Annotated in this window: 23 protein-coding genes; 13 read left to right on the plus strand and 10 right to left on the minus strand. The window is 63.2% G+C overall.

The window, feature by feature from the left end; all coding sequences use genetic code 11:
• Positions 1-23: 23 nt before the first annotated feature.
• From ACX5I4_RS03795 to ilvC, 6 genes are read left to right on the plus strand one after another with little or no spacing between them, the layout of a single operon-like run.
• Positions 24-713, plus strand: a complete 690-nt coding sequence (locus tag ACX5I4_RS03795) for an RraA family protein (RefSeq protein WP_461835484.1) — start codon at positions 24-26, stop codon at positions 711-713.
• A complete protein-coding gene (locus ACX5I4_RS03800) occupies positions 703-1,617 on the plus strand; it encodes an ABC transporter permease (RefSeq protein ID WP_461835485.1) in 915 nt (304 codons plus the stop codon). The genes ACX5I4_RS03795 and ACX5I4_RS03800 overlap by 11 nt, the downstream gene beginning before the upstream one ends.
• Positions 1,614-2,411 (plus strand): ABC transporter permease, encoded by a 798-nt coding sequence (locus ACX5I4_RS03805; RefSeq protein WP_461835486.1) that lies wholly within the window; start codon positions 1,614-1,616, stop codon positions 2,409-2,411. The genes ACX5I4_RS03800 and ACX5I4_RS03805 overlap by 4 nt, the downstream gene beginning before the upstream one ends.
• 26 nt (positions 2,412-2,437) lie before the next feature.
• Entirely contained in the window at positions 2,438-3,244 is an 807-nt protein-coding gene (locus tag ACX5I4_RS03810) for a carbon-nitrogen hydrolase family protein (protein ID WP_461835487.1), read from the plus strand.
• Positions 3,241-4,161: a creatininase family protein gene (locus tag ACX5I4_RS03815; protein WP_461835488.1), complete on the plus strand. Its 921-nt coding sequence runs from the start codon at positions 3,241-3,243 to the stop codon at positions 4,159-4,161. Before ACX5I4_RS03810 ends, ACX5I4_RS03815 begins: the two co-directional genes overlap by 4 nt.
• On the plus strand, positions 4,158-5,183 hold the full coding sequence (gene ilvC / locus ACX5I4_RS03820; protein WP_461835489.1) for a ketol-acid reductoisomerase: 1,026 nt from the start codon (positions 4,158-4,160) through the stop codon (positions 5,181-5,183). Before ACX5I4_RS03815 ends, ilvC begins: the two co-directional genes overlap by 4 nt.
• A 102-nt stretch (positions 5,184-5,285) precedes the next feature.
• On the opposite strand, the gene ACX5I4_RS03825 is transcribed toward ilvC, so the two are convergent.
• From ACX5I4_RS03825 to ACX5I4_RS03835, 3 genes are read right to left on the minus strand one after another with little or no spacing between them, the layout of a single operon-like run.
• The gene (locus ACX5I4_RS03825) at positions 5,286-5,771 is read right to left on the minus strand and encodes a HipA domain-containing protein (RefSeq protein ID WP_461838638.1); all 486 of its coding nucleotides are present in this window, start codon (positions 5,769-5,771) and stop codon (positions 5,286-5,288) included.
• On the minus strand, positions 5,768-6,556 hold the full coding sequence (locus ACX5I4_RS03830; protein ID WP_461835490.1) for a type II toxin-antitoxin system HipA family toxin: 789 nt from the start codon (positions 6,554-6,556) through the stop codon (positions 5,768-5,770). The genes ACX5I4_RS03825 and ACX5I4_RS03830 overlap by 4 nt, the downstream gene beginning before the upstream one ends.
• Positions 6,553-6,801: a helix-turn-helix transcriptional regulator gene (locus ACX5I4_RS03835; RefSeq protein ID WP_461835491.1), complete on the minus strand. Its 249-nt coding sequence runs from the start codon at positions 6,799-6,801 to the stop codon at positions 6,553-6,555. The genes ACX5I4_RS03830 and ACX5I4_RS03835 overlap by 4 nt, the downstream gene beginning before the upstream one ends.
• Positions 6,802-6,994: 193 nt before the next feature.
• Between ACX5I4_RS03835 and ACX5I4_RS03840 the strand changes: the two genes are divergently transcribed.
• Genes ACX5I4_RS03840 through ACX5I4_RS03850 form a run of 3 tightly spaced genes read left to right on the plus strand, consistent with a single transcriptional unit; the run spans position 6,995 to position 9,682 of the window.
• Positions 6,995-8,371, plus strand: a complete 1,377-nt coding sequence (locus ACX5I4_RS03840) for an MFS transporter (RefSeq protein ID WP_461835492.1) — start codon at positions 6,995-6,997, stop codon at positions 8,369-8,371.
• A 15-nt stretch (positions 8,372-8,386) separates the two neighbouring features.
• Entirely contained in the window at positions 8,387-8,797 is a 411-nt protein-coding gene (locus tag ACX5I4_RS03845; RefSeq protein WP_461835493.1) for a (R)-mandelonitrile lyase, read from the plus strand.
• Positions 8,798-8,824: 27 nt separating this feature from the next.
• Complete coding sequence (locus tag ACX5I4_RS03850; protein ID WP_461835494.1) at positions 8,825-9,682, plus strand: aldo/keto reductase; 858 nt, start codon at positions 8,825-8,827, stop codon at positions 9,680-9,682.
• Positions 9,683-9,770: 88 nt separating this feature from the next.
• Here the strand turns inward: ACX5I4_RS03850 and ACX5I4_RS03855 are convergent, their stop codons facing one another.
• The 4 genes from ACX5I4_RS03855 to ACX5I4_RS03870 all read right to left on the minus strand — a co-directional run bounded on the left by ACX5I4_RS03855 (position 9,771) and on the right by ACX5I4_RS03870 (position 14,372).
• Positions 9,771-11,222: a purine-cytosine permease family protein gene (locus tag ACX5I4_RS03855; protein WP_461835495.1), complete on the minus strand. Its 1,452-nt coding sequence runs from the start codon at positions 11,220-11,222 to the stop codon at positions 9,771-9,773.
• A gap of 81 nt (positions 11,223-11,303) precedes the next feature.
• Positions 11,304-12,086: a carbon-nitrogen hydrolase family protein gene (locus ACX5I4_RS03860; protein ID WP_461835496.1), complete on the minus strand. Its 783-nt coding sequence runs from the start codon at positions 12,084-12,086 to the stop codon at positions 11,304-11,306.
• Positions 12,071-13,483: an APC family permease gene (locus ACX5I4_RS03865; protein WP_461835497.1), complete on the minus strand. Its 1,413-nt coding sequence runs from the start codon at positions 13,481-13,483 to the stop codon at positions 12,071-12,073. The genes ACX5I4_RS03860 and ACX5I4_RS03865 overlap by 16 nt, the downstream gene beginning before the upstream one ends.
• 10 nt (positions 13,484-13,493) lie before the next feature.
• Positions 13,494-14,372 carry a carbon-nitrogen hydrolase family protein gene (locus tag ACX5I4_RS03870; protein ID WP_461835498.1) on the minus strand — a complete coding sequence of 293 codons (879 nt, stop codon included), beginning with the start codon at positions 14,370-14,372 and terminating at the stop codon, positions 13,494-13,496.
• 93 nt (positions 14,373-14,465) lie between these two features.
• Between ACX5I4_RS03870 and ACX5I4_RS03875 the strand changes: the two genes are divergently transcribed.
• Both ACX5I4_RS03875 and ACX5I4_RS03880 read left to right on the plus strand, forming a co-directional pair.
• The gene (locus tag ACX5I4_RS03875; RefSeq protein WP_461835499.1) at positions 14,466-15,227 is read left to right on the plus strand and encodes a FadR/GntR family transcriptional regulator; all 762 of its coding nucleotides are present in this window, start codon (positions 14,466-14,468) and stop codon (positions 15,225-15,227) included.
• A gap of 161 nt (positions 15,228-15,388) precedes the next feature.
• On the plus strand, positions 15,389-16,870 hold the full coding sequence (locus tag ACX5I4_RS03880) for a purine-cytosine permease family protein (RefSeq protein ID WP_461835500.1): 1,482 nt from the start codon (positions 15,389-15,391) through the stop codon (positions 16,868-16,870).
• Positions 16,871-17,058: 188 nt separating this feature from the next.
• Here ACX5I4_RS03880 and ACX5I4_RS03885 read toward each other — a convergent pair whose 3' ends face one another.
• From ACX5I4_RS03885 to ACX5I4_RS03895, 3 genes are read right to left on the minus strand one after another with little or no spacing between them, the layout of a single operon-like run.
• A complete protein-coding gene (locus tag ACX5I4_RS03885; RefSeq protein WP_461835501.1) occupies positions 17,059-17,901 on the minus strand; it encodes an IclR family transcriptional regulator in 843 nt (280 codons plus the stop codon).
• A gap of 53 nt (positions 17,902-17,954) precedes the next feature.
• Entirely contained in the window at positions 17,955-18,923 is a 969-nt protein-coding gene (locus tag ACX5I4_RS03890) for a hypothetical protein (protein WP_461835502.1), read from the minus strand.
• Positions 18,868-19,653: an alpha/beta fold hydrolase gene (locus ACX5I4_RS03895; protein ID WP_461835503.1), complete on the minus strand. Its 786-nt coding sequence runs from the start codon at positions 19,651-19,653 to the stop codon at positions 18,868-18,870. Before ACX5I4_RS03895 ends, ACX5I4_RS03890 begins: the two co-directional genes overlap by 56 nt.
• A 183-nt stretch (positions 19,654-19,836) precedes the next feature.
• Here ACX5I4_RS03895 and ACX5I4_RS03900 point away from each other — a divergent pair, with 183 nt between their 5' ends.
• Together ACX5I4_RS03900 and ACX5I4_RS03905 are read left to right on the plus strand one after the other, a co-directional pair.
• Entirely contained in the window at positions 19,837-20,664 is an 828-nt protein-coding gene (locus ACX5I4_RS03900; protein WP_461835504.1) for a phosphatase PAP2 family protein, read from the plus strand.
• A gap of 9 nt (positions 20,665-20,673) precedes the next feature.
• A complete protein-coding gene (locus tag ACX5I4_RS03905; protein ID WP_461835505.1) occupies positions 20,674-21,327 on the plus strand; it encodes a DedA family protein in 654 nt (217 codons plus the stop codon).
• Positions 21,328-21,329 lie beyond the last annotated feature (2 nt).

Raw genomic sequence — 21,329 nt, forward strand, 5'->3', positions numbered from 1 at the left:
GAGAACAGAACGAGGAAATCCCCATGGCAATCATCGAACGCCCGAACGGCGCACAAATCACTCCCGAGCTGAAGTCCAAATTGGCGCGAGTCAGTTACCCGACCCTTGGCCACTTCCACGAACGCGGTTTCGTGGAACCCGAAATCCGATCGCACCTTCCGGGCAGCAAGATTCTGGGACGGGCAGTAACTGTCCAGATCCCCGGGCTGGATTCGTCGCTCATGCACAGGGCAGTAGCCCTGCTTGAACCAGGCGACGTACTGGTCGTCTCCACAGGCGGTGACCGCCGGCACGCACCGGTCGGGGAGGTCGTCGCCCATGCGGTCAAAGTCGCGGGAGGGTCCGCCATTGTTATTGACGGAGTTATGACTGATCTGAATGAAGTCGCCCGTATCGGCCTCCCCGTCTTCGCCCGAGGTACAAGCGTGCTCACGACGAAGTTGCTCGGCGTGAACCAAGGCGGGGTCAACGTCCCGGTCAGCATCGGCGGCGTGGCAGTCTGCGCTGGCGACATCATCCTCGCTGACGACAACGGAGTGCTTGCAATCCCGGCATCGGATGCCGAAATCATCATCGACGAGGCACTCGAATCCGATGCCAAAGAGAACATCCTCATCCGCAAGCTGGACGAAGGAACTCCCCTCCCGGATGTGACAATCGCCAACCGGGTGCTGTCCCAACACCTCGGATTGGTTGCAGACCATGTCCACTAAGGAACTGAACCGGCCCGTCGCGGCCGCGCAGGAGAAGGCCTCCCGCGGGCTGGCCCCAATCTGGTCGACAACCTTGAAGCTCGCCCCGGGCCTCCTTCTCATCGGTGTCATCTTCGGGGTCCCGCTCGCTTGGCTGCTGAGAATGTCCTTCAACCAATCCGAGGCCGGAGGCATCATTCATGACGGCTTCGCGTTTGATTCGTACGCCGGATTCTTCAACAGCACGTTCAACCTGGGCCTCATCGGACGAACCCTGTACCTTGGCCTCGCGGTGACAGCCGGGGCTTTCATCCTTGGATTCCCGCTTGCGCTCTTTCTTCTCCGCACACAATCCCGGTGGAAGAGCGCCCTTCTGGTGCTTGCCCTGGCTCCGCTTCTGACCAGCGCCGTGGTCCGTACCTTCGGCTGGATGGCTATTCTCGGGGATCAAGGCATCGTCAATGAAGTACTTTTGGGGACCGGCGTTATCTCCGAACCAATCAAGCTCGCGAACAACGAGGTAGGGGTCATCATCGCCCTGGTTGAGATCCTCATGCCCTACATGATCCTCAGCGTTGTCACCGGTTCTTCCAGGCTCAACGACACGGCAATGGAGGCATCGGCGACATTGGGAGGAAGCCCAGCCCGCACCTTCTTCCGTGTGGTCCTGCCCCTCACCTTGCCCGGGATCCTCACAGGATGCCTGCTGGTGTTCGTCCTGACTATCAGCTCCTTCGTCACCCCGGCACTCGTGGGTGGGGGAAGGGTATTCACCATGGCCACCGAGATCTTTGATCAGGCTGTGAACTCATTGAACTGGCCGCTGGCCGCTGCTATTTCCTTCATCCTCATGGCCCTCTTTGCCGGCGTGCTGGTGGGTTACCAGCGCATCATGAACCGCTTGGATTGGAGCCGTTCCTCATGACAACAAGTGTCCTTGGCCGGTGGCCTGTCCGCCTCGGTGTCACACTGCTGTACCTGTTTCTGCTGGCCCCGATCATCATCACGGTCATCATTTCGTTCTCCGCTGACGATTTCCTTCAATTTCCGCCCAGCGGATGGAGCCTGAAGTGGTACCAGGCCCTGTTCGCCAACGGCGGAGGCTTCGCAAGTGCCCTGCAAGTCAGCGTTTTGGTCGCCACCGGTTCATCCGTCCTTTCTGCCGCGGTTTCCATACCCGCCGCGGTGGCCCTGTCACGCGGCAAGTTCCGCGGACGCCAGGCGGTTGAAAGCATCTTCCTGGCACCGCTTCTCGTCCCTGCGATCGTCGTAGGGCTGGGCCTGTTGCTCGTCTTCAGTCCGATGGGGCTCAAGGGAACGTACCAGGGCCTGATTCTTGCCAACGCAGGCCTGGTCATTCCGTACGTTATCCGGACTACCTTGCTGAGCCTGACGACGATGGACGCACGGTGCGAAGAAGCGGCCCAAACGCTGGGAGCGTCGCCCGTCGTCGTCTTTCGTACGGTGACACTGCCCTTGATACTCCCCGGAGTGTTGTCGGGATTTGTCCTGGCCTTCCTGCTCACCTTCGATGAGGCCGTCGTGAGCCTGTTCCTGGTGTCCAGCAGGGTCAAGACGCTGCCCATCGCAATGTTCGACTACGTACAAACCAGGACCGACCCACTCCTCGCCGCCGTCTCGACCATGCTGATTGTCTTGAGCATCGTCATTGTGATCGTCGTGGAACGGCTCGTTGGCCTTCGTCGAGTCCTGCGCTAGCGAACCCCTCTTCCGAAAGAATGAACATGTCCCCGAAAGTAGCAGTCGCGCAATTCAGCGCCGGCACCGACAAAGCCCAGAACCGCAAGGACATCGCGGCCCTCATCGCCGAAGCGGCGTCCGAAGGATCCGAGCTGGTTGTCCTGCCGGAAAACTCCATGTACAGCCACCCCGATTCGTCAAGCGACCTCTACCCGCACTCCGAGGACCTCGACGGCGAATTCGCCCGCTTCCTTCAGGAGGCCGCCCGGACCAACGGTCTGTGGGTGGTCGCCGGCATGACTGAAAGCATCCACGCCACCCGCAAGGTCCACAACACCGTCCTGGTGGTGAATCCGGACGGAGCGCTGGAGGGTACCTACCGCAAGATCCACCTCTACGACGCCTTCGGCTACCGGGAGTCTGATTCAGTACAGGCCGGGGAATTGGACGAGCCAACCACTTTCTCCATCGGTGGCACAACCTTCGGGCTCATGACCTGCTACGACCTCAGGTTCCCTGAGTCCGCCCGCAGGCTCGTCGACGCCGGTGCGGACGTGATTGTCATACCCGCGGCTTGGGTTGCCGGGCCCTTGAAGGAAGAACACTGGTCAACCCTCCTCCGGGCGCGGGCGATCGAGAACACCGTCTATGTAGCCGCTGCCGGACAAACCGGCCCCGTCTGCGTAGGCCGGTCGGTCATCGTGGACCCTGCCGGCGTCGTCAAGGCCGACGCCGGACCGCAGCCCGGACTGGCTACCCACCTGTTGTCGGCAGAACGGCTCGCGGAAGTACGAAGAGTGGTTCCCGTCCTCGAACACCGGCGCTTCTTCCTGGAAGGGCACAGCAAATGACTGAACCGACTCCGTCGCCTACACGCCTGGTCGCGGAACGCCCCGGCCCGGATGGACCTCGGCTGCTCGGGGCAATGAGCTGGACCGAAGCAGCTGAAGCAGCCAAGGAAAACCCTGTGGTCCTGCTGCCAATCGGAGCCATTGAACAGCACGGTCCGCACCTCCCCCTGGACGAAGACGCGCTCATCGCCGACTATGTCGCACGGCAAATCTCCACCGCAACCGGCGCCGTTGTTGCCCCGACCATTCCCTACGGCCACTCACACAACCTGCGAGGCTACGCAGGCACCATCAGCCTTCCTCAAGGATTGTTGACGGACCTTGTGGTTTCCATCGGGTCCGAGCTCGCCCGCCACGGATTCAAACGACTCGTGTTGGTCGACGGCAACGGCGGAAATCTGGGGGCCACCGCGGAGGCGGCATATATTCTCCGGGACCGGTTCGGCACGCATGTCGGAAGGCTTTACCCATGGGGTCTCGGCTATTCCCTGATGAGGGACGCCTACAAGAACCCGGACAAGGTGTACGGGCACGGAGCGGAACCGGAAATGTCGGCCATGATGGAGCTCTTCCCCGACGAAGTCAGACTCGACCGCCTCCCCACGCCCGAACTGACAAAGCTCGGCGGGTGGCAACCATCCAGCTACACCCAGGCCCTCATCCCCCCGAACGACCTCCCCGGAGAGATCTTCTGGGACTTCTCCGAAATCTGCCCAACCGGAGTCACCGGAGACTTCAGCGAATCATCAACGGACATGGGCAAGATCTGGGTACAACGTGTCATCGGTTTCTGCATCGACTACGTACGCGAATACGACCGAAACACCATAGCCGCGGACGATCCGGTCGTTCCGAACCCATACCCGCCAGCAGCGAGACTCGCCCCGACCACAATCACAGTAGGAAACCGACTATGACTACATTGTTCTACGACGAAGACTCTGAGCTATCGATCATCCAGGGCCGCAAGGTGGCGGTGATCGGTTACGGTTCCCAGGGTCACGCCCATGCCCTGAGCCTGCGCGACTCCGGTGTGGACGTCCGGGTCGGCCTCAAGGAAGGCTCCAAATCCAAATCCAAGGCTGAAGCGGAGGGATTGAGGGTCCTTTCCGTGGCCGACGCCGCTGCCGAGGCGGACGTCATCATGATCCTCGTCCCGGACCAAGTCCAGCGCTTCGTCTACACCGAGGAGATCGCTCCGAACTTGAAGGCCGGCGATGCCCTGTTCTTTGCGCATGGTTTCAACATCCGCTACGGCTACATCCAGCCGCCGTCCGACGTCGACGTCGCCCTGGTTGCCCCAAAGGGCCCGGGGCACATCGTGCGCCGCGAATTCGAAGCCGGCCGCGGTGTGCCCGACCTGATCGCAGTCGAGCAAAACGCTTCGGGCAACGCCCGTGACCTGGCCCTTTCATACGCCAAAGCAATCGGCGGCACCCGCGCGGGAGTCATTGAGACCACGTTCGCCGAAGAGACCGAAACTGATCTCTTCGGCGAACAGGTAGTACTTTGCGGCGGAACCGCCCAACTGATCCAATATGGTTTCGAGACCCTGACCGAGGCCGGCTACAAGCCAGAAATCGCCTACTTCGAGGTCTTGCACGAGCTCAAGCTGATCGTTGACCTGATGGTCGAAGGCGGCATCGCCAAACAGCGCTGGAGCGTGTCCGACACCGCCGAGTACGGCGACTATCTCTCCGGCCCCCGCATCATCACACCGAACGTCAAAGAAAACATGAAGGCTGTTCTCGCCGACATCAAGAACGGTGTATTCGCTACGCGCTTCATCGACGACCAGGACGCGGGCGCTCCGGAGTTCGAAGCCTTGCGCAAGAAAGCCGAGTCCCACCCGATCGAGGCCACGGGCCGTGAGCTTCGCAGGCTGTTCTCGTGGGTCCAAAGCGATGACGACTACACGGAGGGCACCGCGGCCCGCTGACCCCCACGACTGGAACCGGTGGTGAACGGGCTCACTGCCCGCTCCGCCGGGTGACGACGGCTCCCGGCGGCGGCCCTCAGTGCCCGCTCCGCGTCCGAAAGGTCAGGTGGCCGCCGGCGTCTGACCGGCAAGGGCGCGGCGGGCGGTCTTGCCCTCAAGCAGTTCGCCGGCCCGCGCTGCGACGAGTTCGCCAAGGAAGCCAATCTCCTCCGGTGCGGGGACCTTGGGCGCCGCCGTGGCCACTGACTCCAGCGCGTCAACCGCCGTCGCCCGCGCATCCCCGGCATCCATGCCCCACGATTCACCTTCCCGGATGACGTGATCCAGGGTGAGGTAATTCAGCCTTGATTGGCCGCCCACGACATGGCCGGCGTTGTTGCTCGGGGCGTAGAGCAGCAGGGTGGGGGAGATGTCGTAGAGCGGGGCGAGCATCACTTCGCCTCCGTCCCGAATCAGCATCGAATAGTTTTTCGAATGCGCATCCCCGTTGCCGATCACGAGGTTGAAGGTGATGGCCCGCAGCAGCGCGCGCCGGAACTCCCGGTCGTCCCTGGTGTGCGGTGCCGCGGCTCGCGCGAGCTGGGTCAGGCGGGACGGGGCGCGGTGGAGGTTTCATATTTGGAGGTGCTGGCGAGCGCCAGAGCCTGGGTGAAGTCTTCCTGGTGCAGCCGGCCACCGTCCGGAGTCCGGTCGTATCGGGTCACGACGATTGCCTGGCGGGACCCGAACATCTCCAGATGCGCTTGTGCGGCGAGCAGTCCGGCGGCAGTGGCCACCTTCAGCGCCCAGTCTTCCGAGGCGAGCAGGTGCGGCACCGGCGAATCGAGCGGCTCCGGTTTGATGATGTGCGTGGATACTGCCCCGCGGCCCGGCCAGGCCCAGCCGTCACCGTGCCGGCTTAGCAGCACCTTGGACTGAATGCCGCCTAGCGAAGCGGTAATCGCGAAGTCATCGGGCAGGTCCCAGGTCGGCAGCGCCTCGACGACGCCGACGACCTCATCGACAGTCATCGTCTGGGAGTCGGCCGGGCCATCAGGGGACGTACCTGCCGGAAGCGCCTGGACGGCGCCGGCACAGTCGGCGCCGAGGACGGTGAGTAGCCCAAGGGCATCAGGGGTCGAGAGCCCGTTCTCTGAAGCGAGATGCGAACGGACCTGGCCCTCCGGCAGGAGCCCGTCAAAGTAGTTGTACACCGCGGGTCCGTCGATTTTCTTCCGGTCCACCGGCAGCGACAGGGACAGCAGAATGGAGGAGGCACCGTACTCGGCGACGACGTCCGGGTCGTACTGGAAGGACATCCTCAGGCCAGACCCGGTCAGGACGCCGACGTGCTCCCCGTGCAGGAACACTTCCAGGCTCTTCCGCGGGCTCACGCCTTGACCTGCAGCTTCGCGAACCGGGGGACCAAGGCGACGTCGCGGCCTAGCACCCGGATGGCGTTCATGGCGACGACGACAGAGACAGCTTCGCCGTGTTCGAGCCTGACAATGGTCCGTCGGGCGGTGCCGAGCCGGTCCGCCAGATCCTGTTGGGTCAGGGACGCTTCCTTTCGGGCATCGCTGATGGCCCGCCCCAGGGAGACGGCGTCGACAGCCCGGTAAAACGGAGTTTGTGACATATATTGATCATACGCGCCTAACTCTCATTTGTGCCAGATATGGCCCATTTGCCCACAATAGAGGTTTGTGACAGATCTGGCACACGCGCTGCCCTAACAGGCACTGGCAGTACACGGTACAACAGGCACTCCCACGCGGACGCGGGGACTGGTTTTCTTGAATCAGTCCCCGTTTCTCCGTTTGGAAGGCCGTATGTCCGCGACTACCATCACATCTGTTCCAGCGACCCTCGCCCGGCCGCGCGCGTCCCTGGCGGTTGCGATGCTGGGTTTCTTCGTTGTCGCCTTGGATGCCCAGATCGTCAACGTCGCCCTGCCCGGGATCAGGAACGATTTCGGAGGCGGTCTTTCCGGCCTGCAGTGGATAGTCACCGGCTACACGCTCATGTTCTCCGCATTGCAGCTCTTCTCCGGTACCTTCTCAGACCGCGTCGGCGCCCGCCGAGCCTACGGGATCGGCATGATCTTGTTCACCGTTGCTTCGGTGGCGTGCGGCTTCAGCCCCGGCCTTCCGGCCCTCATTGCCGGCCGCGTACTGCAGGGCATCGGAGCGGCGATGATCACCCCTACCTCCCTCGCGCTCATTCGTGAGGCCTACCATGACCCCGCCCGCCGCGGCCGGGCCATCGTGTATTGGGGCCTGGGCGGCTCGGTCGCTGCTGCTGCCGGACCAGTGCTCGGCGGCCTCCTCACCCAACTGGACTGGAGGCTGATCTTCTTCGTCAACCTTCCGATCGGGGTGGCGGCGCTGCTCGTGCTCTCCCGCATAGCCCCTTCGCCGCGGCGCCCGATGCCGTTCGACTGGCTGGGGCAGGTCACAGCGGTCCTCACGCTGGCGAGCCTGGCTTACGGGATTATCGAAGGTGCGGAACTAGGCTACGGAAGTCCCGGAATCCTGGCCACCTTCGCAATCTGTGCCGCATCGGCGCTCGCGTTCGTGGCCGCGCAGGCACGGGGCGCGCACCCGATGATCCCGCTTGACCTGTTCCGCTCACGCACTGTCTCCACCGCCCTGACCATCGCCGGGGTCACGATGGCGGCCTTCTACGGCGTCGTTTTCCTTCAGAGCCTCTATTTCCAGCAGCAACGCGGCGCCACCGCCCTGGAGACGGGGCTCCTGTTCCTGCCCATGACCGGCCTTGTTGCCCTCCTCAATCCGCTCGTGGCCCGGTTCGCGGAACGTTACGGGCGCATCGTCGCCATCGTCGCTGGCCTGGTGCTCATGGCCTTTGGACTGGCAGGCCTGTGCTTGCTCCCCACCGACAGTCCGACCCTGCTCGTTGCATTCCTCATGGTGCCGGTCGGCGTCGGCGGTTCCTTCACAGTGCCCCCGATCATTGCCCTCATCATGGACCACGCGCCAGCGGAGCTGGCAGGGACCGCTAGCGGAGCAGTCAACACCGCCCGGCAGCTCGGCGGCTCCCTCGGCGTCGCCGTCTTTGGCGCCGCACTCGCCGGCCAGGACTTCATGGGCGGCCTGCGCATCAGCCTCGGCACCACGGCCCTTCTCCTTCTCGTCCTCGTAGCGGCATCCCTGCCGCTGCGGCACACGAAGCAATCACAGCACTAGCGAAAGGAAGGCACGATGAAGCTCGTACCCCTTACCCCCACGGCCAAAGGCCCGAAGGAAAGGTTCGCGGGAGAGGTCTACCTCAACTCCCTTCACAATGGCGAGGCTCCGTCGCGGCTCGTGGCGGCAATGGTCCGCTTCACTCCCGGGGCCCGCACCAACTGGCATTCCCACCCCCTCGGCCAGACCCTGCACTGCACGGATGGCATCGGTGTTGTCGCTACCCGGGATGGCAGTGTGATCATCATGCGCGCAGGAGACACGGTGCACACCCCGCCCGGTGAGGAACACTGGCACGGCGCCACGCAGGACAACATGATGTGCCACCTGGCCTTGGTGGAGCACGACAACGGGGAGAGCGCCACGTGGCTTGAACCCGTCAGCGACCAGGACTACGAATCCGCCCACGCCCAAATCATCCGATAAGCCCCAGACCAACTCCAAAGGAACCCCATGAACACCGTCACCCTTAACAACGGCGTCGAGATGCCGATCCTCGGCTTCGGCGTCTTCCAAATCCCCGACGAAGAAACCCAGGCCGCTGTGGAAGCAGCCCTCGCCGTCGGCTACCGTCACCTGGACACCGCGGCCTCCTACCTGAACGAAGAGGCCGTCGGCCTAGCCATCAAGAACAGCGGAATCGCCCGCGACGAACTCTTCATCACCACCAAGCTCTGGATCCAGCACGCTCCCACGGGCAGCGTCCACGAGGAGACAAAGCGCGCCTTCGACAACTCACTCCGACGGCTCGGATTGGACTACCTCGACCTGTACCTGATCCACCAGCCGCTCGGGGACTACTACAGCGAATGGCGCGCCATGCAGGAACTCCACAAGGACGGCCTCGCCCGTGCGATCGGTGTCTCGAACTTCCACCCCGACCGGCTGGTTGACCTCATCGACCACAACGAGATCGTCCCGGCCGTGAACCAGATCGAGACCCACCCCTTCCACCAGCGCGCCGCGGATCAGGCGTTGATGCGCGAACGCGGTGTCCAGATCGAGTCCTGGGGACCGTTCGCGGAAGGTCGCAACGAGCTGTTCACCAATCCGATCCTCAGTGCCATCGCCGATTCACACGGCAAGTCCGTGGCCCAGGTGGTGCTCCGTTGGCTCATCCAGCGCGAGGTTGTCGTCATCCCCAAGTCAGTCCGGCCCGAGCGGATGGCCCAGAACCTCGACGTCTTCGACTTCACGCTCACGGATGATCAAATGAGCCAGATCGCCACCCTAGACTCCGGCGCCAGCCTCTTCTTCGACCACCGCGACCCCGCCATGGTCAGCTGGTTGGGCGGACGCCGGATCGGCTGAGAACACCATGCCCATCAGCGTGCCAACCACTGACCGGCGAACCGCACTGCGCGCCGTCGTCGCCGTCGTGGTTGGCGCGCTGGCCGCGTTACGGCAGGATGTGTTCGTGCGCGGCCGCCTCCAGGGCATCCGCCTCCGCCTTGGCCAAGCGGGTCTCGGCGTCGACGTCGATACGCCGGGTCATCAGCCAGTACAGCCCAGCGGAGACGGGGAGCCCAATGAACAGGGAGATGTCGGCGCCGTCCAGGGCGTGGGCGATGAACCCGACGAAGAGCTTGCCGGCCGAGAAGAAGGGAATCATCACCACAAAGCCGACAAGGTAGGAGATGATGCCGGGCCAGCCCCAGCGTCCGTAGATCCCATTGGGCTTGAAGATCTCCGCGATGGCGTAGTGGCCCTTGCGGACGATGAAGTAGTCGGTGAGGTTGACCGCCGTCCAGGGAATGAAGAAGTACAGCACCAGTAGCAGGAAGTCGTTGAAATTCGCCAGGAAGTCGGTCGAGGCAAGGTTTGCCAAGACCACGGAAATCAGTGCGGTGATGGCGATCGTGATAATCCGGAGCCGCAGGGTTGGCCGGATCTGCCGCACACTGTCGATGGACGATATCAGGGTCAGCGAACCACCGTACATGTTCAGGGCAGTCACGGACAGCAAACCGAGGGCTGCGATGAACAAAGCAATGCCCCCGAATCCGCCGAAGAGCTGGTCGGCCGTGGATTTGATCGAGCCGATGGTCTCGAAGTTCTCCCCGGCCGCAGCGCCAATGTACGCACCCAGGAACATCACCCAAATACCGCCCAGCGCGCTGCCCCAGAACGTCCACCGGAAGGTGCCGCGTCCACTGGCTGGCGGGAGGTAGCGGGAATAGTCCGAGACGTAGATGGCCCAGGAGATCTGGTAGCCGGCCGCGACCCCCAGTTGGCCAAGGAACGGCACCAGATGGAAGTCGGCGAGGTTGTACGCGCCGGCAGGTATGGTCAGCTTGACAGCCGCCACTGTGAGTAGCGCCAGCATGATGATGGTCAGGTAGGTCAGGTAGCGCTCGAACGCATGGATGAGGTCATAGCCGAACAGGGCTATGACGACGGCGACAATGGTGACTATCCAGAACCAGAGGTTTTCGGACCCGAAGTTCACCGACTCCGAGATGGCCTGGCCAGCCAGGATGGTATTGAAGATGTTGAAGCCGGCGTACTGAAGGTAGGCAAAGAGCCAAACCAGCAGGGCGCCGATATACCCGAATTGCGGGCGGGACTGGATCATCTGAGGCAGGCCGAGCTGGGGACCCTGCGAGGAGTGCGCGGCCATGAACAGTGTGCCGACGAGGACACCTATCGCGATCGCGAGCAGCGACCAGATGAGGTTCCCGCCGGTGGTGATGCTGATCAGGCCCACGGCCAGTGTGGCAATCTGGGCATTGCTGACGAACCACAGCGGCCCGATGTGGGAGACCTTGCCGTGCCGCTCGTTGAGTGGAACGTAGTCGATCGACCTGATCTCCAGCCCGCGGCCCGATCCTTTATCCGTCGTTGTGCTCATGGTGACCTCCTTTGACGCTTCGGTGCATCTTGACCTTGGTTTAGCACAGAGTGGGGCGGCCTAGAAGAGGTCGCGAGATTCCTAGAGGAGCCGGTGATGCTTCCAGGTGGGGAACTGTTCCCGGGCTTCCCGAACAGCGTCTGGTGAAAGGTCCAGCGTTGCGGTGGCCGGTTCCGTGCCGAGGTCGTGCAGGACTGTACCCAAGGGGTCTATGAGCATGCTGCGGCCGATGGACACGGGCGGAGTTTGGGAGACAGCCGCCACGTACACGCCGTTCTCAATGGCCCGGGCCTTGGCCAGGGTGGCCCATTGCCCCGTCTTCGCAGTGCCGGGAACCCATGACGAGCAGATGAGGAGCGCTTGGGCCCCACCTTCGGCCAGCGTGCGCGCCAACTCCGGGAAGCGCAGGTCGTAGCAGGTCATCAATCCAAAGGTGATGCCGCCACAGGAAAACGTGACGGGTTCGGGCTCCGGCGCCGCTTTGATGTACTCCGACTCGCGGAATCCCTGGCAGTCAAACAGATGGATCTTCCGGTAGCTGCCAAGGCGTGAGCCGTCGGGACCGATGGCCACCAGCGTGTTGTAGGCCCGGTCCTGTTCATCGGAGGCTTCGAGGAGGCCCGCGACGACGGCGATCCCGTGACGTGCCGCCGTCGCGCAGAGCTCTGTGGCGACCGGGCCGTCAAGGGGTTCGGCCATGTCTACAAAGCTACGGTCCACCCGGTTCTTCTCGTACGTCGAGTACTCCGGGAACACAATGAGGTCAGAGCCCTCGCGGGCGGCCCGGGCACAGTAGTCCTCGATGAGCTCGAGGTTGCGGTCGACGTCCGTGCCGGAATCGATCTGGGCTAAAGTGATGCGCACTGCACACTCCTTCTTCTCAGTGATCCGCCGTCACGCGGTGATCGGCCATCACACCAGGGAGGCTTCTTTTCCTCCATCACCATCTCCGGGGGTGCCTTCCGGAATCCCTTGGTGATGATTCCCAAGACGACGATGCCGACGCAGAGCCAGATCAGCCCGAGCGTGATGGCGTTCGAATCCAGCTGGGAGAGTAGGAAGCCGTCGATGATGGCGCCTACCGCCGGGATGACCACGTAGAACAATTGGTTGAGCCGGTGCCCCGAGCGTCGTTGGCGCAGGTAGTAGGCGATGACCGAGATGTTGACCAGGGTAAAGGCCGTAAAGGCGCCGAAGTTGATGAACGACGTCGAGGTGGCAACGTCCAGGAACATGGCGATGAGTCCCACCGCGCCGGTGATGACCAGGTTGAAGACGGGTGTGTGGAAGGACTTGTTCAGCGCCCCGAAGACCTTCTTGGGAAGTACCGAATCCCGGCCCATGGCGTAGAGCAGGCGCGAGGCGCTGGCCTGTGCCGCGAGTCCGGAGGCAAACTGAGATACGACGAGCCCGGCCAGGAAAACCGCGCCGAAGAGCTGCCCGCCGATCTTCAAGGCAATGTCCGATGCCGCCGATGCCGAATCGTCGAAGACCCCGCCGGGGTGGATCAGTTGCGTGGTGTAGGAAACGACGACGAAGATCGCGCCTCCGATGAGTGCCACGAGCATGATTGCCTTCGGGACCGTTTTCTTCGGCTCGATGGTTTCCTCGGTGAGGGTGGACACGGCGTCGAACCCCAGGAACGAGTACGCGGCGATGGCGGCCCCGGCGGTGATCTTGTCGAAACTCGACGTGTCGTTGAAGAAGGGAGCTGTGCTGACCAGGGCGCTCACACCGGAGGTTGAAAGCAGGGTTCCAACGGACAGGGCAACGAACAGGACGATCACCAGAAGCTGGAACGCCATGAGGAGGTAGTTGGCCTTGTCCGCCACCTTGACGCCAACCACGTTCAGCAGGGTGGTGATGGCGATGAACGCGACAATCCACACCCCGATGGGGATATCGGGGAACTGGGCCGTGAGGTAGGAGCCGCCGATGAGCCAGATGACCATCGGCAGGAACAGGTAGTCCAGCAGGACAGCCCAACCGGCCAGGAAGCCGATCCGGGAATCGATGGAGCGCCGGATATAGGTGTACGCGGAGCCTGCCACCGGATAGGCAACGGCCATCCGTCCGTAGCTCTGCGCGGTGAAGAGCATGGCGACCATGGCCACCAGATAGGCCGACGGGGATGCTCCGCCGGTGGTTTCGGCGATCACGCCGAAAATCGCCAGGACGATGAGCGGGGTCAGGTAGGCCAGCCCGAACAGGACCAGCGAGGGCAGTTTCAGGGCGCGCGTGAGGCTCGGTTGCGTTGTCACCGGTGGTTCCTTAGGAGTTGGAGGACCGCGGGGTCCAGTTGGCAGGGTCGATGCGGCCTTGGTAGACGGGCAGCTCGATGGGTGGTTCGCCGGGGCGGAATTGGGACCACGGACGGTTGAGGTTTTCGGTCCCGTGCGTGCGGACATGCTCGACGGCGGAGAGGTCCAGTTCCGCGGCGAGAAGGGTGGGGGCGTCGTCGTCGGCCCCGGCTATCGTGTTTCCCTCGGGGTCGACGATCAGGCTGAGGCCTTTGCCGGTGGGGCCCGCGCAGTTGACGCTGACCATGAAGACTTGGTTCACGATCGCGTTTGCCTTGGCGAGGACGAGTTCTTGCTTGCGGTCCGGCGTCGTGGTCTTAACGACGTTGAGGATCACTTCGGCGCCCATCCACGCCAACTGGCGGGTCACCTCGGGGAACCAGGCGTCGTAGCAAATGTTCAAGCCCACCGTGCCGATCCCTTCCAGGTGGACGGTTGTGAACCGGTCGCCGGGGTCGTAGGGCTCAAAGGGGCGCCAAGGAAAGACCTTGCGGTAGTAGCCGGCGAGCTCGCCTTCGGGGGAAAGGACCAACTGGGTATTGAACAATTGCCCCTCGGGGCCGCGCTCGCAGACGCTGCCCGGAACCAGCCAGATGCCCAAGTCCGCGGCTAGCTGCCGCAGCTCGTTGACGCGCGGACCGTCAAGCGGCTCGGCCGAGTCCTGCAGCACTTCCGTACGCTGCAGGTCCGGGTTGGAATCCCCGAAAAGGTGCAGTTCCGGGAAGACCACGAGCTTGCTTTGCGGTTGGACCGCGACGGCGGCGGCGACCTCGGCTGCGAAGGCCTCGATCGGTTCGCCGATCAGTCGGGGTGATGCTTGCGCGGCGATGAGGGGAAGGATGCGTTGCACTGGTTTCTCCACGTTGTTGTTGTGACTCGCCTCATATTAGATCATAATGATCAAATAAAAGGAAGGTGGATCTTGCCCCGTAAAGTAGCGGATATGACCCGACAGCTCGAGGACACCACCGGCGACTCATTGATCGGTGCTGCCCCTCTGCTCGGAATCGACCGGAGGAGCGCAATCGACGCCGTGCGCCTGCGGATCGGCATGGCCATCTCCTTGGGGCTGCTTCAGCCGGGGGAGAGGCTGCCCGACCAGCAAGACGTCGCGCTGGGCCTGTCGGTCAGCCCGATCACGGCACGCAGGGCCCTGGCGAGCCTGGCTGACCAGGGCGTCGTTGTCCGCCGTCGAGGACGTGGCGGAGGAACCTTTGTCGCGGACGAGCCGCCGCGGAACGTGCTCGAGCAACTCACCGCGTCGCCCGCGGAATCCCTTGCCGTGAACCGGTTGGTGGACCGCCGGCTGTTGTTCGAATGCGCGGTCACCCACTTCGCCGCGGTCAATGCCTCGGCAGCGCAGCTTGATGAGTTGGAACGGCTTACCCATGAAATGGCCGGATCAAGCAATTGGTCCGAGTATCACCAGGCTGACGAGAGGTTTCACCGGCTGGTCGCCGCGTCCTCGGGTTTGGGAGCGGCGGTCGACGTCTACAACGAGGCATTGGCGGAACTCTACGCATACTTCATCCCGTACCCGATCGAGTTCCTCCACGAATCCAACCGGGACCATATTGCGCTCGTAAACGCCCTGCGGGCAGGCGACGACCGCGTTGCGGTTGAGGTATCGCGGCGCCACGTGGACGTGTTGCACAAGACGATGTTCATGGGCTTGGCAGGCAATGCCGGTCAAGCCCGGGGTTGAGCTGGTTCATGCCGCCACTGCTCAAGATCGCAATTCTTCCTTTATCGTCCGGTATATCGGACTAAACATGGCTGCCTTTCGGTGATAGCCGTCACTTCGCATGCTCTGATTGATTCTCAGTTGGGGACTTCGGACTTCGGTTGTCAAAGTAAGGAACAGGCATGCAGGCCACAGGAAACACGGGAACAGTCGGGCCGCGCGTTGAGCGCCGCTCCATTGACTTTGTCCCGGCAAACGAGCGGCATGGTTCGCCGGTCCAGCAGTTCACGCTCTGGTTCGGGGCGAACATGCAGATCACCGCCATTGTCGACGGCGCGTTGGCGGTAGTCTTCGGCGCGGACGCCCTGTGGGCGATCATCGGTCTGCTGATCGGAAACCTTTTGGGTGGCGCGGTAATGGCGCTTCATGCGGCCCAGGGACCGAAGCTCGGCTTGCCACAGATGATTTCCAGCCGGGCGCAGTTCGGGATCTTCGGTGCGGTGATTCCCTTGGTCCTGGTGGTCGTGATGTACCTCGGCTTCGCTGCCACCGGTACGGTCCTCTCCGGACAGGCAATCAGCCTCATCCTCCATACCGGCACCCCGGCCGTGGGCATGATCGTCTTCGGGGTCCTGACCATCATCGTGGCGACCCTGGGCTACAAGTACATCCATATGTTGGGCCGCATTGCCACCGTCGTCGGTATCCTTGGCTTCACATATCTGGGCATTAGGTTGTTGGTCACCCAGGACGTCGGCGCGCTACTGGGAGCCGGCGGTTTCGAGTTTCCCACCTTCCTCCTCGCCATCTCCCTCGGCGCCGGATGGCAGCTGACGTACGGTCCGTACGTGGCCGATTACTCCCGCTATCTGCCCACCAACACGCCTGCACGCAAGACCTTCATGTCGGCATACTTCGGGACGGTGCTTGGCTCCCAGTGGTCCATGACCCTGGGCGCGCTCTTCGCTGCCCTCGCCTTGCCCAAGGGTGCGAGGTTCCTGGATGGCCAAGTCGCCTTCCTCGGGAATTTGAGCGGCGGCGGACTGATCGCGGTGGTCATCTACCTCGTCATCGTGACCGGGAAACTGACCGTCAACACGCTGAACGCCTATGGCGGCTACATGACTATGCTTACCTCGGTCACAGCGTTCACCCGCAAGACGGCAGTAGCCTCGTGGACCCGCTTTGCCTATGTGATCGGCTTCATCGGACTCTCGGTACTCATCGCCGTCCTCGCCTCACCTGATTTCATCGCCAACTTCAAGAACTTCGTCCTTCTCCTGCTGATGGTATTCATCCCGTGGAGTTCGATTAACCTGGTGGACTACTACCTGGTTTCCAAGGAAAAGGTGGACATTCCGGCCCTTTACGACGTGAACGGGCGCTACGGGCGTTGGAACAAGACCGCGTTGTTCAGCTACGCGATCGGCATCGTTGTCCAGATCCCGTTCCTGGCGCAGACCCTCTACACCGGCCCGATGACCGAGCTGCTCGGCGGGGCCGATATCTCCTGGCTTGTAGGACTCGTTGTCACAGCGCTGGTGTTCTACCCGCTGGCGAAGCGGAATTCCAATGCTCCGGCTGAGATGGTCTACCCGGCGGAACCCGGCTCGGAGGCAGTTGCTCCGCTGCCCGGCTCTGTGCCGAACACCGCAGCAGTTTAGGCTTTGCCCCGCCCCCTCAGACGCTCGCTCACCTTTGGGGTGTTTCCGGCGGACGCTCGCTCACTAGAGGTGAGCGAGCGTCCCGGCATTTGGCCTCATATGTGAGCGAGCGTCCCTGTCGATGGGCCGGGAACAGTTGCCATAGCGCCCGGCGGCGATAAGCCCGGTTTCGTTGCCCGACGTCGGGATCAGGCTTGGGTGCCTAACCTGCGGGAGATTTCCCTGGCACATCTGGTCACTTCCGGAATCCATTCCCGGGCGACGTCTTCAATGCGGACTGCCCGTTCCTCGGCGGTCTCGGCGTCCTTGGCTCGGTGCCTCGTGCCTCCGCCAGGAAACGCGCGGTTGGACACCGTCAACGTCACGCTGGCGACGGGATACCGCTGCCGGTCGAGGACAGCGACCGCCACCGAGGAAAACCCCTCCGTGACCTCGTCCTGCTCCCACGCGTATCCAAGCGACCGTGCCCGCGCCAAGAGATCCTGCAATGCAGGCAAGGACTGCGGGCCGTTGCTGTGGCGCACGGCGAATGCCTCCGGGCCAGGGAAAAGCGCAGCCACCTGGGCGGGGTCCATCTGGGCCATCATTGCCCGGCCGCTGGCGGTCAGATGGGCCGGAAGCCGGACGCCTGTGTCTGTGACCAGGGCTCGTTGCCGCGGCGCACGCTCCTCGATCACGTAAACGACGTCGCGCCCGTGCATCACGGCTAGATGGGCAGTCCGGCGGGTTCGGGCGACGAGCCGGGACAGCGGGAACCGGGCAATCCGCTGGATCGGAGCTTGCCGCGAGTACCCCGTCCCGAGCTCATGGGCGGTCACTCCCAGGGCATATTTGCGCTCCTCGGGAAGATGGACCAAAAAACCGTCATCGATCAGGGAGGCAATGAGCTGATACGTGGTGGACCGTGGCAAGCCAACATCCCGCGCAATGATGGACGCGCTGACCGGACCTGCCTGGCCTGCGACGTATCTGAGAACCGCCAACACCTGGGCCGCGGCCGGCGCCTTGGGCCGCACGGAATGACTGTTCATGGTCCAAGAATACGCCGTGGGCCGTCCGGTATACCGGACGTTTTGGTGCCTGCTTAGGACAACGCCTCCAGCCGGGCTTGTGCCGCTTCTTCGGTCCTGCGTTCCCGGCCGGCTAACCGGGTTGCCAGTTTCCGGTTCCGCTCGGCCAAGGTAATTGCCCATTCCGTGGCGGCAAGCTCGTGCTGCAACGCAGCCAGCTTATCTTTGGCAGCCTGGACCTCGACGACGAGTTGCTCGCGTTGGCGCACGGCTTCTGCCTTTTCGCGCTCGGCCTTAGCGAGTTCCATGTCGGCCTTGTCCGCGTTCTGCTGTGCCTCGAGCAGCGCAGCTTGCGCCTTCTTGCGCTCGCGCTGTGAGTCGGTGCGTTCGCGCTGTGCGTCGGCGCGTCCGCTCGGCCGCCCGCCGTCGTCGGGCTCTTCTTTGCCAGCCACCACCTGAGATGCGCCCGGCACGGCCACTGCCCCCGAGAGGTCCACGGGTTCCAAACCGTTCGTGGAAAGCGCGCGGACCAGCTGCCCGCTGCGGACGGCCTCTGCGGCGGCGGGATCCGTCATTGCGGCCCTCAATGTGGCCTCGATCTCCAGCGCGGCGCCGCCACTCACCTTGACGCCCAGGCCTTCGGCCACGGCACGGGCCTGCTCGACGGCGGCAGCCAACACGCGCGGGCGCTGCTGGCCGAGCGTTCGCAGCCGGTCGTGGTCCTGCTGCTCCTGGGCCTTCCCGAGCGACGCCCCAAGCTCCAGGACACCGGCGAATTCCTTGGTGCCGTGCCGGACAAGCATGTTGACCGCCCACGCCGCCGTCGATGGCTTGGGGAGCTGGGCGATCCGTTTCGCCAGGTCAGCGTCCCCGCTGGATTTCGCCTCCTTGGCCCGCGAAGTGCGGGCCGCCGTGAACGCCGAGGGAACGAGTGTGTAGAGTTCGACGGCGATCGCGGCCAGGTCCATCGCGGAAGCCAGCGTCGTACTAACCGGCGAAGAACTCGGCCAGTGTGTCAGCCATGACTCCGGGTTCCCAGCCATGGTTGGCGCCCGGAATGGTCGCTTTGCGGGCACTCGGGATATTTGCCACGATGGAGTCGGCCGCTTTCGGCATGATCGGTAGCGTTTGCTCGCCGACGATCGCGAGGGTGGGCTGGGCGATGCCGGACCACAGTTCGGTCCGCGGTGCGGACTGGGTCCAGGCAAGTGACTCGGAGTCCGCCGAGAGACTGGGGCCTAATTCGAGCATGATGGGCCATCCGGGACTGTTCTTGGCACCGGCCAGCCATTCAGGGGGCATGTCCTTCATGAAGTATTCGATGATGCCGGCCTTGTCTCCGGAATCGATGCGTTCCCGGAGCCCGGTCAGGAATTCGGCCCCGTCGGTGCCGAGTTCCTCCCTCAAGGGCACCTCCCAGAGGGCCAGCTTCGTGACCGGCAGGCCCGCGGCCGCCGCTGCCAGCGATATCGCGCCCCCGGAAGAGCTGCCGAACAGTGCGGCCGTGCCTCCTGCAATGTCGATGAGGGCCGCGAGATCGTTGATTTCGTCCTGCAAAGTGAATGACGAAGAGTCGGCGCTTTCCCCGCGGCCGCGCCTGTCGTAGTTCAAGACCGTGAACCCCTTGGCTGCGAGAAGCCTCGCCATCTCCACAGTGGTGGGGTCGAAGCCCCTGAATTGCATCGCACCGGCCACCAGGATCACCGCCGGTCCCTCGCCCTCCTGCTCATACCCGATTCGGGTACCGTCTTTCGAGATCGCAAATTCTGACATACCAAGTCCTTCGATAGAGCGGACAGCACGTTCCTAAACTCTCGTCCTCGGCCCCTCGCGGGGTCAAGGGCTCTTGGTCCAGGGGAGAAGGACCCGGACCAGGAGTTCTTAAGCTTCTTAAATGCCCCGCGCGAGAGTGGAAACAGGCCGCACAAGGGCCGTCACCCTCGAACCGGAGACACCATGCCATCATTTGCCAACAGGAACGCTTCTGCGGAAGGCCGCACTTCCGCCGTCATCCGCCGCAGTGTGCCGGTGCTTCCGCAGCCCCGCTACTGGCTACTGTGGGGGGTTGCCCTTGCAGCAGCAGTCCTTGCGATTGGCTTCAGCGTGCAGTCGGTAGCGAGCCTGACTACCAGCGAACTTGGCGTTGACCAGGAACTCAGCCGCCATCATTTGGGCGCACTGACTACCGTGGCCATGGTATTGAACTTTCTCTTCGCCCCCGTAGCGGGAGTATGCATTGTCCTGGTGATCGGTTTGTACCAATTCCTGGTTCGCAAGTCCTTGGTGCGGGCGGTCATGTTTGTGCTCTTCGCATGTTCGGGCTGGGTTGCCAGCGAGGTGTTCAAACTCATCGTTGCCCGCCACCGGCCCAATCCTGCGCTTCTTTTCGATCCCCTCGCCCCGGAAACGGGTTCCAACAGCTTTCCCAGCGGCCACACGGCCTTCGCCGTGGCACTCGCCTTTGCCTTGTACTTCCTGGTCCGGGGCACGCGATGGGGCGTCATCACCGCGTGGGCAGGTGCAGTACTGGCCGTGGTGGTTGCGTGGTCCCGGATCTACATCGGAGTCCATTACCCCAGCGATGTGGTGGCGTCCTTCCTGGCCACCAGTGCCGCGGTCATCGTCTTGGCGGGGCTCTGGAACCGCTACGCGCCGCGGATCCTGGAGCGGCTCCCGCACCGAACGGTGTCAGAAGCGATAGTTTCAGGGGCTGCCGGGTCAGGGCTGGTTGCTTCAGAAGCAGCCGCGTCAGAGGCACCCGCAACACAAGCCCACGGATCCTGAGGAGGACCAGTGCACGTACTTTCTGCCATGCCCGCATTCCTTGATCCCACCACCCTGCTCCAAGGTTTGGGCCCCGCAGCGTTGGGCGTCGTAGCCCTGATCGTGTTCATCGAATCCGGTCTCCTTTTCCCCTTCCTGCCTGGTGACTCTTTGCTGTTCACTACCGGGCTGCTGCACCAGCAACTTCAGCTTGAATTGCCTATGTTGATCACTGTCGTATCAGCTGCCGCCATCGCCGGAGACCAGATCGGCTACATGCTGGGGCGCAAGTTCGGACGGCGCTGGTTCAAGGGCGACGCCCGGGTCTTGAAGACCGCCCACCTGGACAAAGCCGAGGAATTCTTCAAACGCCGCGGCGGCCCCGCGATCGTCTTGGCGCGCTTCGTGCCGATTGTGCGGACATTCGCCCCGCTGAGCGCAGGAATTGCTCGCTACGACTACAAATCGTTCACCCTGTGGAACATCGCCGGCGCCGTTATCTGGGGAACCTCCGTGACGCTCCTGGGTTCCTGGCTGGGACACTACGAGTTCATCGCAAACAATATTGACGCCATTGCCGTGATCATGGTTTTGGCCTCCGTCCTGCCCTGGGTAGTCGAGTTGCTCAAGAAGCGGCGCAAGGTCAAGGTGGGCGCCGCGAACGGGCACGCCGGGGAAGAATAGAC

Source organism: Arthrobacter sp. MMS24-S77, assembly GCF_054888235.1.